The 15,758-nt window shown below is 70.1% G+C and carries 20 protein-coding genes; 8 read left to right on the forward strand and 12 right to left on the reverse strand.

Going from position 1 to position 15,758, the window contains the following annotated elements:
- Positions 1 to 13: 13 nt before the first annotated feature.
- A complete protein-coding gene (locus AB0G04_RS10590) occupies positions 14 to 691 on the reverse strand; it encodes an alpha/beta hydrolase (protein WP_360979909.1) in 678 nt (225 codons plus the stop codon).
- 67 nt (positions 692 to 758) lie between these two features.
- Here AB0G04_RS10590 and AB0G04_RS10595 point away from each other — a divergent pair, with 67 nt between their 5' ends.
- Positions 759 to 1,718: a hypothetical protein gene (locus tag AB0G04_RS10595; RefSeq protein ID WP_360979912.1), complete on the forward strand. Its 960-nt coding sequence runs from the start codon at positions 759 to 761 to the stop codon at positions 1,716 to 1,718.
- 16 nt (positions 1,719 to 1,734) lie between these two features.
- Here the strand turns inward: AB0G04_RS10595 and AB0G04_RS10600 are convergent, their stop codons facing one another.
- The 4 genes from AB0G04_RS10600 to AB0G04_RS10615 form a co-directional block, all read right to left on the reverse strand.
- Positions 1,735 to 1,878 carry a hypothetical protein gene (locus AB0G04_RS10600; RefSeq protein WP_360979915.1) on the reverse strand — a complete coding sequence of 48 codons (144 nt, stop codon included), beginning with the start codon at positions 1,876 to 1,878 and terminating at the stop codon, positions 1,735 to 1,737.
- A gap of 8 nt (positions 1,879 to 1,886) precedes the next feature.
- A complete protein-coding gene (locus tag AB0G04_RS10605) occupies positions 1,887 to 2,114 on the reverse strand; it encodes a DNA-binding protein (protein ID WP_360979918.1) in 228 nt (75 codons plus the stop codon).
- An 83-nt stretch (positions 2,115 to 2,197) separates the two neighbouring features.
- The gene (locus AB0G04_RS10610) at positions 2,198 to 2,866 is read right to left on the reverse strand and encodes a DUF6882 domain-containing protein (RefSeq protein WP_360979921.1); all 669 of its coding nucleotides are present in this window, start codon (positions 2,864 to 2,866) and stop codon (positions 2,198 to 2,200) included.
- A gap of 92 nt (positions 2,867 to 2,958) precedes the next feature.
- Entirely contained in the window at positions 2,959 to 4,485 is a 1,527-nt protein-coding gene (locus AB0G04_RS10615) for an alpha/beta hydrolase (protein WP_360979924.1), read from the reverse strand.
- A gap of 213 nt (positions 4,486 to 4,698) precedes the next feature.
- On the opposite strand from AB0G04_RS10615, the gene AB0G04_RS10620 reads away from it, so the two are divergent.
- A complete protein-coding gene (locus AB0G04_RS10620; protein ID WP_360979927.1) occupies positions 4,699 to 5,079 on the forward strand; it encodes a hypothetical protein in 381 nt (126 codons plus the stop codon).
- Between the two features lie 113 nt (positions 5,080 to 5,192).
- Complete coding sequence (locus AB0G04_RS10625) at positions 5,193 to 7,073, forward strand: DUF6528 family protein (protein WP_360979930.1); 1,881 nt, start codon at positions 5,193 to 5,195, stop codon at positions 7,071 to 7,073.
- Between the two features lie 86 nt (positions 7,074 to 7,159).
- Here AB0G04_RS10625 and AB0G04_RS10630 read toward each other — a convergent pair whose 3' ends face one another.
- Positions 7,160 to 7,489 carry a hypothetical protein gene (locus AB0G04_RS10630; protein WP_360979933.1) on the reverse strand — a complete coding sequence of 110 codons (330 nt, stop codon included), beginning with the start codon at positions 7,487 to 7,489 and terminating at the stop codon, positions 7,160 to 7,162.
- A gap of 23 nt (positions 7,490 to 7,512) precedes the next feature.
- Complete coding sequence (locus AB0G04_RS10635; RefSeq protein WP_360979936.1) at positions 7,513 to 8,382, reverse strand: LysR family transcriptional regulator; 870 nt, start codon at positions 8,380 to 8,382, stop codon at positions 7,513 to 7,515.
- A gap of 69 nt (positions 8,383 to 8,451) precedes the next feature.
- Here AB0G04_RS10635 and AB0G04_RS10640 point away from each other — a divergent pair, with 69 nt between their 5' ends.
- Together AB0G04_RS10640 and AB0G04_RS10645 are read left to right on the forward strand one after the other, a co-directional pair.
- Positions 8,452 to 9,330: an EamA family transporter gene (locus AB0G04_RS10640; RefSeq protein ID WP_360979939.1), complete on the forward strand. Its 879-nt coding sequence runs from the start codon at positions 8,452 to 8,454 to the stop codon at positions 9,328 to 9,330.
- Positions 9,323 to 10,309 (forward strand): phosphotransferase, encoded by a 987-nt coding sequence (locus AB0G04_RS10645; protein WP_360979942.1) that lies wholly within the window; start codon positions 9,323 to 9,325, stop codon positions 10,307 to 10,309. Before AB0G04_RS10640 ends, AB0G04_RS10645 begins: the two co-directional genes overlap by 8 nt.
- A gap of 23 nt (positions 10,310 to 10,332) precedes the next feature.
- On the opposite strand, the gene AB0G04_RS10650 is transcribed toward AB0G04_RS10645, so the two are convergent.
- From AB0G04_RS10650 to AB0G04_RS10665, 4 genes are all read right to left on the reverse strand, one after another.
- Entirely contained in the window at positions 10,333 to 10,740 is a 408-nt protein-coding gene (locus AB0G04_RS10650) for a hypothetical protein (RefSeq protein ID WP_360979945.1), read from the reverse strand.
- Positions 10,737 to 10,907: a hypothetical protein gene (locus tag AB0G04_RS10655; protein WP_360979948.1), complete on the reverse strand. Its 171-nt coding sequence runs from the start codon at positions 10,905 to 10,907 to the stop codon at positions 10,737 to 10,739. The genes AB0G04_RS10650 and AB0G04_RS10655 overlap by 4 nt, the downstream gene beginning before the upstream one ends.
- A gap of 135 nt (positions 10,908 to 11,042) precedes the next feature.
- Positions 11,043 to 11,312, reverse strand: coding sequence for a hypothetical protein (locus AB0G04_RS10660; RefSeq protein ID WP_360979951.1), 270 nt, complete (start codon positions 11,310 to 11,312; stop codon positions 11,043 to 11,045).
- Positions 11,313 to 11,986: 674 nt separating this feature from the next.
- Positions 11,987 to 12,421: a hypothetical protein gene (locus AB0G04_RS10665; protein ID WP_360979954.1), complete on the reverse strand. Its 435-nt coding sequence runs from the start codon at positions 12,419 to 12,421 to the stop codon at positions 11,987 to 11,989.
- A gap of 89 nt (positions 12,422 to 12,510) precedes the next feature.
- Here AB0G04_RS10665 and AB0G04_RS10670 point away from each other — a divergent pair, with 89 nt between their 5' ends.
- The 3 genes from AB0G04_RS10670 (at position 12,511) to AB0G04_RS10680 (ending at position 15,174) form a co-directional block, all read left to right on the forward strand.
- Positions 12,511 to 13,281 carry an SDR family oxidoreductase gene (locus AB0G04_RS10670; RefSeq protein WP_360979957.1) on the forward strand — a complete coding sequence of 257 codons (771 nt, stop codon included), beginning with the start codon at positions 12,511 to 12,513 and terminating at the stop codon, positions 13,279 to 13,281.
- A gap of 160 nt (positions 13,282 to 13,441) precedes the next feature.
- Positions 13,442 to 14,626, forward strand: a complete 1,185-nt coding sequence (locus tag AB0G04_RS10675; RefSeq protein WP_360979960.1) for an epoxide hydrolase family protein — start codon at positions 13,442 to 13,444, stop codon at positions 14,624 to 14,626.
- A 149-nt stretch (positions 14,627 to 14,775) separates the two neighbouring features.
- Positions 14,776 to 15,174, forward strand: a complete 399-nt coding sequence (locus AB0G04_RS10680; RefSeq protein ID WP_360979963.1) for a hypothetical protein — start codon at positions 14,776 to 14,778, stop codon at positions 15,172 to 15,174.
- Positions 15,175 to 15,229: 55 nt separating this feature from the next.
- On the opposite strand, the gene AB0G04_RS10685 is transcribed toward AB0G04_RS10680, so the two are convergent.
- A complete protein-coding gene (locus tag AB0G04_RS10685) occupies positions 15,230 to 15,736 on the reverse strand; it encodes a hypothetical protein (RefSeq protein ID WP_360979966.1) in 507 nt (168 codons plus the stop codon).
- Positions 15,737 to 15,758: the final 22 nt, after the last annotated feature.

Below are 15,758 nucleotides of genomic sequence, written 5' to 3' on the forward strand. Positions count from 1 at the left end.
GTAAGCACCGCCGCTAAGCCGGATGTGACAACTTCCGGATCGCCTCGGTGACAGTGTCCGGATCGACGAGTTGATGCAGATGCCGGCCCGGGGTGTGTTCCACCGGCCAGCCGCAGTCGCGGGCGATCTGTTCATACGGCGGCCCGAACAGGAGGTACCCGCACGGCCGTTCGTCCCATCCGGGCGCCGCCGGGATCTCCTGCTGGTAGTACGACAGCGGCAGGCGCGGCTGCTCCGCCTCGACGATCCGCCGGGTCGCCGGATCGGGGAACATGGGGTCCACCTCGGCATCGCTGAACCAGCGCGTCCACTGCGGCAGGCGGCCGTCGGCCTCCACCAGGCCTTCAAGAAGACGCAGATTCTCGGGCGAGACCACCGCGGTCCTCCCACGGCGGGCCGGGACGGCGGCGTCGGCGAACACCAAGGCCTTGATCGTACGGTCCACGCGTTCCACCACGGCGGGGACGAACAGACCGGCATTGCTGTGTGCGACCAGAACCACCTCGGCGTCGTCCGGCAACCCGTTGATCGCCTCGGCGACGGTCTGCGCCACCGCCGGCCAGAACGGCGGGCCCGCGTCAGCCACGTGCAGCAGCGACGGCACGATCGAACCGGGCAGCCGGCGGGCGATCGGCGCCCAGGTCGCGGGGCCGACCGAGGGGCTGTGCATCAGAACGTGGGTCATCGCCATCGGCTCAGACTCGCTCAGGCGACCGGATCTCAGCGACCCCGTTCTGCTGACGGCCTACAGTGCGTGGGTGATCTTCGTGTCCCGGGACCGCTGCGCCAGCCCGTACAGCAGGATGGTCGTCCCCGTCCCGGGCGTCACGGTGCTCGAGTGGTTTCAGCGCGAGTGGCGCAACGTCGACGCCGAGGACACCATCGGCGGTGGCGCCTACGGCCTGTACACGCTCTTCGAAGCCGTGCAGGAGCACGACCTGCCCTGCCCGGCGACGCTCGAGGAACTGCATGCCACACTCGACGAGCACCTGTGGATCGAAGCCGACGACCCGCTCCGCCTCGACGAGCGCGGCCTGCGGGTACGCACCGACGACGACGAGGTCGACCTGGCCTACTACTTCCTCGAGGACTCGGCCGTCGCGCGGTGGCCGTCGCGTCTGGCGTACGTCGTCAACGAAACCTGGCCCCTGCCCGCCGACGCCGCCACGCACGGTCTCATCCCCGACGTGCCGGTCCGGGTCGCCGGGACGCCCGCGCCCGGCGACGATGCGGTCTTCCTGGTCCGCACCGGCTGGGAGCACACGGAGTCCGGCCACAACCTCGACCTGGAGGGCGCGATCGTCTTTCCCGGCGTGCTGCTTCCCGAACTGCCCGGCCACCTGCTGGCGGCCGGCGACGGCGTGGCCCGGACGTGGCCGGCGGACGCCCAGCTGCTGAGGTCCCTGGTCGTTCCCGGCGACGCCGATCCCGGCGCCGCGCTGCGCCGGTACATCTCACTGCGGGCCGGATACGGCCTGCGCGGCCCGGACGGCCGGTCGGCGCCGACCCGCGAGCAGGTCATCGCGTGGGCGGCGGAGGGCCCGGCTGACGCCTCCCGGGCCGACGTGAGCACGCACATCGGGCAGGCGGCCCGCTACCTCGACAGCTTCTTCGGCTACGACCAGATGCTCGTCTTCGACACCCGCTGGGCCGCCGCACACCCCGGCCTCGCCGAGTCCCTGCTGCGTTACGCCGCCCACTGGGACCCGTTCGAGTGAGGGCCCGCCGGCCGGATCAGTGCATGCCGCGGTAGGTGCCGGTCGCGTCGGTGGCGTCGGCGAACTCCTCGAGATCGAGGTTCCCGATGGTCAGGTTGGCGGAGACGTCGATGCGCAGCACCAGCGAGGTCAGGTCGTCGGGTTGCGGCAGCGGGAGCACACCGGATCCTAGGTCGCCGATGGCGTGTCCGCGAAGGCGAGCCCTCGCGCGGTGAGCGCGGCCTCCAGGATCCGGATCGCCCTCGGCCCGACACCGTGCATGGCGAGCAGCTCCCGACGGCTGCGAGCCGCCACCTGCGTGAGGGTGGTGATGCCGGCCTCGAGCATCGCGCTGTTGGCCGGCCGGCCGATCGGCGGAAGGTCACCGATCTGTGCGGGAACGTCACGGGTGCTCACCGGACCCACGATAGGCCCGTCCCGGCCGGAAACGGTCGACGGGCCCAAGGGCGCCGCACGACCAGCCGTCTGACCGGCGCGGGTCAGCGGGGCTGGACACCGCCGGTCAGATCGCTGATCCGGCCCAAGTGGTCGAAGGCGACCCGCATGTGCGAGCCGTCCGGGTGCCGGCCCAGCACGCCGCCGCCCTTGACGTCGTCCACGCGCCAGCCCTGCTGGCGCAGGAAGTTGACCACCACGGTGCGGTGGTCGACGGCGAAAGCCTGCAACACCTGGCCCAGCACGGTGAACGCCCTCTCCGGCGGCACCGCCCCCTGCACCTTCGACGGCAGGTTCTCCAGGTGGAAGAAGATCGCCCCGCCGTTGTAGGTGCCCCGGTAATAGGGACGCCCGGTGAGGCCGGAGGCGACCAGCGACAGCCGGTGCCCGTCGATGTGGTCCAGGCGCAGCGACGGCTCGTACAGCTCGCGGATGCCCTCGCCACGCCCGTGTTCGCGCAGCCAGCCGGCGAGCTGCAGCAGTGCCGGGTCGAGGTTGCTGGCACTGTTGGCCCACGCCCACAGCCATGTCCGGTCGGCGTGACTCTCCGTGCCCAGCAACTGGACGGGGTAGCGCAGGTCGTTGCCGAAGGTGACCAATCCGGCGTTCAGGTCGAGCTGCCAGGCACGGTCGCCGAGGAGGTCGGCGAGCGCCAGCTGGCGGGCCATGCCGGTGGCGACGTGCGTGGCGAACAGGTCTTCGAACGAGGACACGGACCGGGCCTTTCGATCAAGGTAGCCGGTGCAGTGTGACATGCCGTTGCGCCGGTGCCGGCCCCGCGGGTCGGCACCGGCGGCACCGGTTCCTAGGCGGTGGGGAACGGAGCGCGGTCCTGCGTGCAGCGCGTGCCCTTCGGCGGCACGTCGCCATCGATCAGGTAACGCGTGTACCAGCCGGTAACACACGCGCTGTAGTTGCTCGTGTGACCGAACCCGTCGAGGGTCAGCAACCGTGCGTTACCGAGCTGCCGGGTCATCCGGACCCCGAAGTCGTACCGCGTCGCCGGGTCGTACGTCGGGTTCACGACGAGCACGGTCTTGGCGGTACGGCGGTTCCACGGGCCGTCGTACGCCTCCTTGATGACCGGCCAGTTGGCGCAGCCGACCTCACTGAACGCCTCGGAGCGCCCGAACGTCGGGTGCGCCTTCTCGAACACCTTCGCGAAGGCCGGGTAGAGCGCCGGGTTGCGCGGCAGGGGAGCGTCCGCGCAGTTGACGGCGAAGAAGGCGTCATTGCTGGTGTACGAGTACGCGTCGCCGAGCCAGCCACGCGCCGGCGGCGCCTTCGGCAGTTCGACGGCAGCCGTCCGCAGCGCGGCCGGGTCGCCGAAGATCCCCTCGTGGAGAACCTCGAGGGTCTCCGCCGCGGCCGGGAAGTTCGCCACGTTGTAGAGGATCTGCCCGATGTAACCGGTCAGGTCGTCGATGGTGACCGTGCCCAGTCCGGGCACGTCGGCCGGGCCCTGCCGCAGCCGGTCCCGCAGCCGGTCGAACTTGCCGCGGGCGTCACCGGAGAACGCGCATGCCGCACCGGCCTTGTCGCACTCGGCCAGGAAGCCGGTGAGGGCGATCTCGAACCCGCCGGCCCGGTCGAACTTGTTGGCGAGCCGGTGGTTGGTGCGCTGATCCGGGTCGACGTTGCCGTCGATGATGACGGCCCGCACCTTGTTCGGGAACAGGTTCGCGTACGTCGCGCCGACCAGCGTCCCGTACGAATATCCGATGAAGTTGAGCTTCGCGTCGCCGGCGCCCTGTCGCAGCAGGTCGAGGTCCTTGACCACATTGAGCGTGCTCATGTGGGGCAGCAGCGGGCCCATGTTGCTCTTGCAGGCCTCGGTGTACTCCCAGTTGGCCCGCAGCGTCTCGGTGATCTCGGTCCTGCTGAGCGGCACGCCCTTCATCCGGGCGAACAGTGCCTCGGCCTCGGCGTCGGTGGCGAAGCACTGGACCGGGTCGCTGGCCCCGATGCCGCGGGGGTCGAAGCCGACCAGGTCGAAGCGGGCGAGCACCTCGGGTGACGCGATCCGGGCCGACGAGCGCACCATGCCCCGTCCGGCGCCGCCGGGGCCACCCGGGTTGACGAAGATGGTCCCGATCTTGGCGGCCGGGTTGTCGGCGGGTCGCCGGGACAGCGCGATGGTGGTGGTCGCGCCGCGTGGCTTGTCGTGGTCGAGCGGCACCTCGTAGGTCGCGCACTGGAAGCCCGCCAGGGCGGGCTCGGTGCAGGCGGACCAGGCGATTGCCGGTGCCGCCGCGACGGCTGCGGCCGGCACGGCGATCGCGGCGACGGTGAGGGTGAGAGCGGCGGCTGCCTGGGCGGCGAGTCGGCGCATGAGCGCTCCTTCCGGTGGGAAGCAGGGACTCGCGCATGCTCTCACGTATTCAGATGTATCGCTGCACCTCGGCCGGTGAGTTCAGGCCCGGCGCGGGCCGCGGGAGCCGGCGTCCCGATTCGTCCGAAGCGGACCGGCCGGAGGGATCGACGCTCGACACTCGAGGGCGACTCCGCACGTCGTGCGGAGACCACCGGATGGGGGAATCGTGACATGAACAGGATCAAGTCGGTGATCGTCGCCTTCGTGAGTGTGCTGGGACTGCTCGTCTCCGCCGCTCCCGCGGGGGCCGCAGCGAGCCCGGCGTCATCGGCCCCGGTGCCCGCCTGGGCGTGCACCTACGGCTACTCCTGCTACTACGACAGCGTCGACGGTGAGAACAAGTTGTTCACCGCCGGCCGGTGCGGTGAGCACGACCTGCGAGGCGGCAAATACCACAACCGCATCAACTCGGTCGCCAACTACGGCAACGGCACGGTCTGGTTGTACATCTGGCGCAACGCCGGCTACTGGGAGCTCTACGACTACGTCCTGGTCGGCGAGCTGTGGAACATCTACTCGAACGACATCGACCGCATCGTCATCGACTGCTGAACCTGCACCATGACGGGGGCCCGGCCGGACGGCGGGCCCCCGCAACCGTGACGGTGCGGGGATCGGGCTGTCCGTTGATCACCGAGGTCGAGTGTCATGGATATGCTCCGCCGATGACAATTCGGGGGACCGGTGCCGCTGTCGCGGCGCTGGTGAGTGGACTGGCGCTGGTCGCGGTGGCACCGTCGGCGGCGGCAGCGGTCACTGCGGACTATGCGATCCTGGCCGGCGATCAGAACAACGACAAGATCTACCGGTTGAATCCGGCGACATCGGCGTGGGACAGCTGGACCTGGGCGCCGACCGAGGCACTCGGCTTCACCAACCCCCTCCCCAAGGACCTCGAGTTCAACGGCGGCAACGACTTCCGGGTCCGCAACACCGCGGCCGGGCAGCGGCTCGTCGTGGCCGACGGGGGCGGGCTCGTGGCAGTAGTGACCTATCCGGGTGGTCAACGGGTGTGGTCGCACAAGGGGCCCCTCGCGGACAACCGGCACTCGGCCGAGTTGCTGCCGGACGGCAACGTCGCCGTGGCCGCGTCGACCGGCAACTACGTACGGATCTACTCCACCTCCACCGGGGCGACGGCGACCTTCGCCCTCGAACAGGCGCACGCGGTGCTCTGGGATCCGGGCATCCGGCGGTTGTGGGTGGCCGGCTCGCCGGGGCACCAGACCAGTGGCGCGTCTCAGGTGCTCAAGGCGCTCGAGGTGACCGGACCGGCCTCGGCACCGGGGCTGCGTGAGGACCCGGCCCGGACCCGGGTGATCAGCACCGGCAACGACGCGGTCCATGACGTGTCGGCCGACTACACCGACCCGGACAAGCTGTGGATCACCACCAACAACCGGGTGTACGCCTACAACAAGAGCACGAAGCAGCTCGCGAGCGCCGGCACCGGGGTCGACCGGAACGCGGTCAAGTCGATCAGCACGCAGCCGTCCGGCCAGATCGTCCAGACCCAGGCCGACTACTACAAGAATCCGGCCGGCCCCTGCCGCACGGTCAACAAGTGGTGCACCGAGACGGTGGACTTCTTCGGCCCGGCCAAGTCGGTCACGAAGTCCGGGGCACAGTTCTACAAGGCCCGGGTGGCCAGCCCGTACTACGGGGTCGAGGACACGCATCAGCGCGGCCGGGTGTTCGACACGTCTGCGGGGGCGGTCACCAGGGTCGACGCCAACGCCTCGATCGGGCGGATCGCTGCCGCGGCAGGCCCGGACAACCGGTTGCACGTGCTGACCCTCATTCCGGGCAGCGGGTTGTGGTCACGGACCCGTAGTGCCCCGCCGGGCGGGTGGGAGACGTCGGCGACCCCGATCGACGACAACGCGAAGATCACCGACATGGCGATCGCCGCCGATCCGGACGGTAAACTCCACGCCTTCACGCTGATCCCCGGCTCGGGTGTCTGGTACCGGACGCGACCTGCGGGCGGCAACTGGGCCGCGTCGTCGGTCCAGGTGGACGGCAGTGCCGACCTCGTGTCGCTTGCGGCGGCGGTCAACCCGGTGACCAGGCGGCTGCATCTGATGCTGGCCGGCACGAACGGCGTCCGCAGCCGTACCGCCACCACGACCGGGACGTGGAGCGGCACCGTCACACAGATCGACACGAACGCCAACATCACCGACGTGGCCGCCGCCGCCCTGCCGACCGGAGGTCTGCACCTGTTCACGGTCACCGCGTGGGGCACCGTCTATCACCGTTCCGGCACCGACAGCGGCTGGAACGGCTCGGCGTCGCCGGTCCCGGGCGGAGCCGAGAACCCGGCGATCGGGCAGGTGCGGGCGCTGGCCGTGGCCGGCTGGCCCGCGTCGCAGCTGGAACTGGTGACCCTGCGGTCCGGGCTCGGCCTGTGGCACCAGACGTGGACCGGCAGTTCGTGGCCGGCCCCGGTCCGCGGTGACGCGGATCCGGGGGTACTGCAGACGTATGCGGCCCGGCGCACCGACGGCACCCTGCACGTCGGCAAGATCGCCGAGATCTCCTGACGGTCCCCGCCGGGGCTCCGGCCTGCCCTCCTAGGACGCTTTAGGGGGTGTGCAGGCCGGAGCCCCGGCGGGAGAGGGTACGGCCGTCACGCGGTGGGCCAGATGACCGCCTCGGTGTACTCGGCCGGTACCGGGACGCCCGACAGCCGGCACAACTCGCGGATCGCCGCGGTGACACCGTCCGCGTCGCCTCGCACCTCGACGAACTCACCCCAGGTCAGGTCTACCACGAGGGTCACCCACCGCTCGCCGTCCGGAAGGTCGAGCACCTCGATGTGGACCTGGTAGATCTCGTCCCACGGGATCTCGTCCACATGGGTCGAGTGCGGTGACATCACCTTGCCGAACACCGACACGAACGGCTCGGTGACGCTGGTGATCGTGATTCCGGCCGCGGTGACCTCGATGCTCTGCACCGGCGCATCCTAACCGAGACAACCTATCTTCCTAGGATGCCGTACGCGTTGCGACTCAGCCGGACGAGAGCGTCGAGATCCGCCGGGGGACCGTCACGCCACCACGCCAGCCACACGTCGATCGGCGGAGCCTGGCGCAGCATCCGGTAGGCCACCCCGGGCCGCGGGTTCTGGTTGGCCGTGGCCTCGGACGTGATGCCCACGGCCTGCCCCGCCGCGATCAGCGTGAGCCACTCGTCGACGCTGTGGGTGGTCCGCACCGTGGCCGGGCCCGGTTCCGGATGCCACAGGTTCAGCGTCGTCGTCCCGGTCCGGGCGTCGATCGCCACCGGGTAGCGAACCAGGTCACGAAGGTGCAGGGTGCGGCGCCGGGCGAGCGGGTTGTCGGTGGCCACCGCCGCGCAACGGGCCTCGGTCCCGATCAGGGCCGTCTCGAAGCGCGGATCGTCCAGCGCGCGGCGCACCACCGCCACGTCGGCGGTGCCGTCGCTGAGGCCCGCCGTCGGTGTGTTGATGTGCATGAACACCAGGGGAGTGCCGGGATGCCCGGTCGCCCAGGCCCGCTGCACGCGGCGGGTGTGCTTGCCCAGCGCCGCCCACGCGTACCCGACCCGCAGCTCGCTGCGCTGCCGCTCAGCCTCGGCAACCCGCTGCAGGTGGGCGACCTCCTCGAGAACGCGGCGGGCCCCGGCCAGCACCTGCGTCCCGGTCGCGGTCAGCGTGCCGTGGCGGGTGGTCCGCTGGAGTACGCGCACGCCCAAGGCCTCCTCCAGCGCGGCCACCCCGCGTGACACCGCGGCCTGCGAGATGCCCAGCTCCCCGGCGGCGTCGGTGAACGTGCCGGTGTCGACGACGGCGACCAGGCACCGCAGGTGACGCAACTGCAGATCCATGCGCCCAGCGTATAAGTGCGCCGCCGCGCGTATTTCCCTGCGGCCACCGGGACGCCGAGACTCGTCACCATGACGGTGGAGGTCGAACAGCGCCCGGCGGCGGCACGACGCGGATCACGGATGGCCGGACTGGCGGTCATGATGGCCGGGGCGGCGAGCAACCAGACCGGCGCGGCCATCGGCGCGCACGCGTTCGACCTGATCGGGCCGTCCGGGGTGGTCGCGGTGCGCCAGTTCGTCGCCGCCTCGGTGCTGCTGCCCGCGGTACGTCCCGACCTGCGCCGCTTCACCCGGGCGCAGTGGTGGCCGACGATCCTGCTCGGCATCGTGTTCGTCGGCATGAACCTCAGCCTCTACACGGCGATCGACCGGATCGGTCTCGGCCTCGCGGTCACCCTGGAGTTCCTCGGCCCGCTCGCCGTCGCGCTGGCCGGCTCGCGCAGCCGGCTCGACGTGCTCTGTGCCGTCGCGGCCGCGTCCGGAGTGTACGTGCTGGTCCTGCCGTCGGGCAGCAGCGACTGGACCGGCATCGGCTGCGGGCTGCTCGCCGGCGGTTGCTGGGCCTCCTACATCCTGCTCAACCGGCTGCTCGGACAGCGGCTGCCCGGCCTGCAGGCGACCGCCGCGGCCACCACAATCGCCGCCGTTCTCACCCTGCCACTGCTCATCGCGCTCGTCGTGCAGGGCCGGTTGACGCCGCTCGCGTTGCTCTACGGCATCGCCGCCGGGCTGCTCGCCTCGGTCATCCCGTACGCCGGTGACCTGATCGCGCTGCGACGGGTGCCGGCCCACTTCTTCGGCGTCCTGATGAGTGTCCACCCCGTCTTCGCGGCCCTTGCCGGACTGGTCCTGCTCGAACAGGTGCTGGCCGTGCACGAATGGATCGGTATCGCCGTGGTGGTGGGCGCCAACATCCTGGCCGTCCGGCACAATGCGGGGCGTGGCTGAGCAACTGGTCCACTCGACGGCCAACGAGGTCACCGGCGGCGTGTGGCGGATCCCGTGGGGCGACGCGACGGCGATCCGCAAGGTGGTCGTGCCGCGCCGGGCCGGGGCGGCCGCGCACCTGGCCGCCAGCGACGAGCCGGGGCACTTCAACTACTGGCGGCGCGAGCCGCTCGCCTACGAGACCGGGTTCGCGGCATCGGCGTTCGCGGCCGGCGGCATCATGGTTCCGGAACCGTTGTCGATCGGGGCACTCGACGACGGCGGGATCGAGCTGGTGCTCGAGGACGTCGCCGGGACGGCCGGGATGTCCTTCAGCACGGATGAGCTCGGCGATTGCGCGTACAAAATCGGTCTTGGGCAGAGCGGATGGACCGGAGACCCGCCGCCGCTCGCCTGGCTGGCCCGGGATTTCCTGACCGATTACACACTGGCGCAGCCGGTTCCCGAAGACCTCCGCTGGGACCATCCGGCGGCCGAGGCCGCCTGGTCGCCGGCGTTGCGGGCCGGGCTGCGGCGGCTGTGGGACCGGCGGCACGAGCTTCTCGAGGCGTCGGCCGCGCTGCCGCGCACCCTCTGCCACCACGACGTCTGGCCGATGAATCTGATCGGTTCCGGTCGCGGGCCGGTTCTTCTCGATTGGGCGTACGCGGGCGCGGGCGCCGTGGGTGAGGACGCAGCGAATCTCGCGCTGGACACCTTCTGGGACGGTCACGCCGACGTGGCCCGCCTGCCGGCCGTCGTCGAAGCGGTGACCAGCGGATACGCGCGCGGGATGGCGCCGGTGCTGTCCCCTGACGAGGCCCGGCGCGCGATCATGGTGACCGGCGCCGCCAAATACTTCTGGCTGGCCCCGCGCATGCTGTCGATGGCGTGGGACGCCCCGCGCGGCCGGGGTTACGACACCCGCGACTGGCAGTCGATGTTCGGCGGCCGCGCCCCGATGTTCCAGCTGGTCCTGGACTGGTCCGAAGCCGTGTGAGCGCCCGGTAGGCGTCCCGCGGGTCAGTCGTCGAACGGCAGGACCATGTTGCCGCCGTCGAGGCCCGCGTACAGGCCGGGGTGGCGGGTCATCACGTCGACGCCGTACTCCAGGGCCAGCCACGCGGCGAGCGCGTGCGGGTAGCTGCCGGTGATCCGGTGCAGGCCGGCGACCATCCGCCAGTCCCGGGGATCGTCGACGACCACCTGTGCCGCCTCGTGGCCGAGCAGGATGTCGAGCCAGGGCAGCTCCTCCTCGGCGACCAGGGCGGCCGCTTCGACCAGGCAAGGCAGCGGGACGAGCGCGCAGCCGCCCTCGAGGTCGATCTCCGCCAGCAGTTCGCCGGGCGCCACGCTGCCGCGAGCGAAACCGGCGATGGCGGAGGTGTCGAGAACCAGGGCGGCGGGGCGCGGTTTGGGTTCGTCGGTCACGCGGCGCGGAGCCGGTCGAGCAGGGCGGCGCGGGCGGCCGGGTCGCGGCGGTCCCGGGCGTCGGCGAGCGACCGGCGGGCCCGGCCGAGGCCTTCGGCACTGACCGGCCGGCCGTGCTCGGCGAGGACGTCGGCGAACGCCTTGTCGTCGGTGTCGGGGCTGCTCATGGCCCCAGGGTACGACGCCGTGAGCCGGCCCGGCCAGCACGCACGCCCAACGGGTGGTCATTCCCGGTGATCAGAGCCAGTGATGTGATGATCGCTATGCGGCCCGAAGCGCTCCCGCCGGCGTCGCCGGGTCGGTCAGATACACGCGCCCGACGCCGCGCGATTGTCGAAGGCGCTGTTGAAGAGCGTGAAGAAGCCGACTCCGAACATGACGTGCCGGTCGCCCCGCCACCAGGTTCTGTCCCAGAGCGTGGTGACAGCCGCCGCGGTGATGTCCACCTGGGAGGTGCGGTCGTTACCGCCGGCGAACGTCGGCACCGGAATACCGTTCGGCAGGATGAATGTGACCGCACCCGCCGGCGAGTTGTCGAAGAGCACCGCGGAGTGGAGGATCGCGGGTTCCAACGGCAAACTCCGTTGTGCGCAAGGTCGAGAAGTTGCCTTGACGTGGGAGCGAGGCCGAGACGCTCGGAGAGCTCCATCAGGTCCTCGACGGCGCGCTGGTTGAGAACTTGCTGCCGGTCGATCACGCGTTGCGCATCGCGGGACTCCAGCTCCCGCGACCTGGTGACGATTTCTTCCGTCTCCGCGACCTTCGCGGCGAAGGGCCGGTCCCGGACCCACCCTTGGAAATCACTCTCCTTGCGGAAGCCGTGCACTTCCTGCAGCTTCTCGGCAACACTGATGGTGCAGGTGACCGGGCATGCGGCTAATTCTGCCCGCCGCTTGTCCTCGGATCCTTTCAATTCCTTGTCGCCGATGGAATACCTGATCTCCATCACGCTTTCCCCTCGCAGAAGTGCTACCGATGCGAGTTGACGGAATCTGCGATCTCACGGTGAATACCGGCTCGCTGCGCGTGCTGCGGCGCGCCGTACCGGACAGTGAGCGCTTTCCGCTTGCCCGGGTCAGTGTGCACCGCGGTCGATTTGATCCGTACCACAAATTCACGAACAGCAGGATTGTGCATCAAACTCCAAAGTGCCCGCCAATGTGACCGGACTCGATCAGTGCGGGCGATCTCTTTTCCGTCGCTCAGGCAAGCTCGCACAACGCCGACCGGTATTCCCGGTTGATGTTCAAGGGCAGTCGATGTCGTCGTAGGTCACGTATTTTCCGTACGTCCACCGCACCTCGAATCGCAGGCAGACGGTCGCGGACTCCTGGTCCTTGCCCATCAGCCCGCCCTGGGCGCCGGCGGTGAACCGGGCGTCCACCCAGCCCTGGAGTCTGTTCAACTCGACGCTGTAGAAGCCGTCGGAGCCGAGAACTGTTCCGCTGCTGCTCCTGATCGCCGACTGCAGCGCTGAGACGCCCGTCGTGCTGAACGCGCCGGGGCTCTCGTTCACCAGAGCGGCGTCGACGTCATGGGCGATGTCCGCCGCGGTCCGCTCGATGGCCTCCTCGGCGGCGTTTCCCGGTCCGATGTAGCCTCCGAGCAGCAACGTGAATGCGACCCAGACGGTGGCCACCACCGCCAGGACGGCGGTGACGGCGACTTTCACGATCTTCACGGTCGAAGTATGTCCACGCCCCGCAAACCCCCGGTGGCCGTACCGGCCCGGGATGCGGGAACGTGCCGGCCGGGCGATGATCGCGGGCGATGAAGAACCGTGTGGTGATCGTGACCGGCGCGGGCCGCCGCATCGCGATGGGAGCCGCCATAGCCCGCCGCCTCGTCGCCGACGGAGCCTCGATCCTGCTGCACTCGTGGTCGCCGGCCGACGCCGAACAACCATGGGGTGCCGACCCGGGCGGCCCGGAAGCGCTGGCCGGTGAACTGCGCGCCGCCGGTGGCCGGGTGGAGCAGGTCTCCGCCGATCTGGCTGATCCGTCCGCGCCCGCGGCGCTGTTCGATGCGGCGGTCGCGGCCTTCGGGCACGTCGACGCGCTGGTGGCCAATCACGCGCGCAGCAGTGCGTACACCTTGGAGGAGCTGACCGCGGCCGAGTTGGACCGGACGTGGGCCGTCAACACGCGTGCGACGCTGCTGCTGGCCAAGGAGTTCGCCGTCCGGCACGACGACACCCGGCCCGGGGGCCGGATCGTGGTGTTCACCTCCGGCCAGTACCACGACGCCATGCCGGGGGAGCTGCCGTACATCGCGTCCAAGGCCGCGCTGCACGAGCTGACCCGCTCCCTGGCCGTGCATCTGATCCACCGCGGGATCACCGTCAACTGCGTCAACCCGGGACCCAACGACACGGGGTACGCCGACCCGGTCACCCGTGAGGCGGTGGCCCGCCTGAATCCGGGCGGTCGGTGGAGCACGCCCGCCGACACGGCGAAGCTGGTGTCGTGGCTGCTCAGTGACGAGGCCGATGGGGTGACCGGGCAGACGATCGCCTCCGACGGCGGCTGGTCGTCCCGGTGATGTCCCGTCGAACCTCAGTCTTTGACCTATCTTCCTAGGATGTGATACGGGTGATGCGGTGCACCTCCGAAAACGGACTGGCGCCGACGCCAGATGAGCGATCCGCGTCACTCAGGCATTAGGACAGGAACTGTCCTGACTGCTCCCTAGCGTCTGCCGCATGACGAACAGCCCATCGGAGCTCCGCCCGTTCCGTATTGACATCCCGCAGTCGCAGCTCGACGACCTGAAGGCCCGCCTTGCCAACACCCGGTGGCCGGACGAGCTGCCCGGGGTCGGCTGGAGCCGCGGGGTTCCGGTCGGGTACCTGAAGGAAATCGCCGAATACTGGCGCACCGGCTACGACTGGCGCGCGCAGGAGGCGGCCCTCAACCGGTACTCGCAGCACCTGACCACCATCGACGGGCAGAACCTGCACCTGCTGCACGTGCGCTCGCCCGAACCGGATGCCACGCCGCTGCTCCTGCTGCACGGCTGGCCCGGGGGAGTGGTCGACTTCCTCGACGTCATCGGTCCACTGTCCGATCCGCGGAGCCACGGCGGTGACCCTGCCGACGCCTTCCATCTGGTGATTCCGTCGCTGCCGGGATTCGGGTTCTCCACCCCGCTGAACGGGCCGGGAATGAACTCGGCCCGGGTGGCCGGGATCCTCGCGGAGCTGATGGGCCGGCTCGGGTACGACCGGTACGGCGTACAGGGCTACGACTGGGGTGCGTGGATCGGCGCCGAAGTGGGCCGGCAGGACCCGGAGCGGGTCGTCGGTGTCCACCTCACCGCGCTTGTCACCTTCCCGGTCGGAGCCGAGGGCGAGATGGACGGCCTCAGCGATGCCGAACAGCGGCGCTGGCAGCGGATGCTGAACTTCAACGACGGCTATCTGCAGTGCAACAGCAAACGCCCGCAGACGGTGGGGTACGCCCTGACCGACTCCCCGGCCGGCCAGCTCGCGTGGATCGTCGAGAAGTTCAAGGAGCTCACCGATCCGGAGGAGGGGCTGCCGGAGGACAGCATCGACCGCGACCGCATCCTCACCGACGTGTCGATCTACTGGCTGACAGGCACCGCTGTCTCGTCCGCCCAGATCTACTACGAGGAGTTCTCCGCGACCGCCGCGGCCGGGGGTGACGGGGAGGACGCCGGGCAGGACCGGACAGCCGGTCGCCGGTCGGCGGTGCCCACCGGAGTCCTCGTGTCCGCTCACGACACCACGGTCCGGCGGTGGGCCGAGCGTGACCACCACATCGTGCACTGGACGGAACTCGGCAAGGGCGGGCACTTCCTGGCGATGGAAGCGCCCGAGCTGCTGGTCGGCGACGTCCGGACGTTCTTCCGGAAATCGTGGTGACGGGGATTCACCTCGGTCCGGCGGGACGGTAGCGGGCGAGGGCCCGGTCGATCCGGTCCGCGGCGTGCGAAATCGTCCGAACTTCGCCGCGGCCGGATATCGACGGCTGAGAATCGGTGCACACCCAGTCACGCGAACGGGGAGACACCATGCGAATCCGATCTCTGATCCGTCCGGCCGCGGCCGTGGGCCTCGCCTCGGCCACCGTGCTCGCCCTGATGCCGTCGCCGGCCTCGGCCGACCCGGCCACCCGGCAGCCGGGCTGCCGCAGCACTGCGAAGGCCCTCAACGGTGCCGATGACAACGGGCACTGGCCGAAGTTCAGTACCGCTGTCACCACGACGTCGTGTGCTGACATCAACGTCCGTCCCAACATCAACATCAGCGTGTCGACCTGCTTCCATCCGTCCAGCGGTGGCATCTCCTGCAACGCGTGGCGTGACATCCCGGCCGGTACCTGGGGCCTGGCCGCCACCGATGTCAGGGACTACACCCGGTTCCACCTCAACATCTATCCGCCGTACGCGACGGGCCTGGTCGCCTACTGACGTGATCGGTACGGGGGCGGTGGGTCCGGCAGTCGCCGGGCCCACCGGCTTTGTGTCAGTCCGGCCGGCGCTCGAACGTCATGATCCAGTTGGGTGGGTCCCAGGTGGTGCCGCCGTCGAAGGAGAAGTCCTGCTCCCAGCGCGCCGACACCGGGGTGATGCGCGACCACCGGTAGCGCACGAGTGCCGGCCGGCCGCCGATGGTGTCGGGGCCGACGAACACGCCCGTGCCGTCCTGGAAGCGGCCTTCGACGGGTGGGTCGAGCTTGCCGGGGCGGGTCGTCGAGGACCACCAGATGCGCCACAGGGCGGTCTCCGGTTCGTACAGGCGCAGGCTCATGCCCTCGAATTCGCGGCCGTCGGGCAGGTTCGCGGTGACGGTGTCGACGTTGCCGATGCCGCCGAGCACCGGGCGGGCCTCGCAGTCGCCGTGGAACTCGATCCAGTCGGTGCACGCCGGGTCCAGTGCGTCGACGAGTTTGCGGTGATGGACCGTCCAGCGCCCGAAGAGGAAGTCGAAGGCGGTCTGCCCGGTGGTCACGGTGGCGTTGTCGGTTGTCATGCGGGGACCGTACGGCGGGGGT

Source organism: Actinoplanes sp. NPDC023801 (genome assembly GCF_040639655.1).
GTDB lineage: Bacteria > Actinomycetota > Actinomycetes > Mycobacteriales > Micromonosporaceae > Actinoplanes.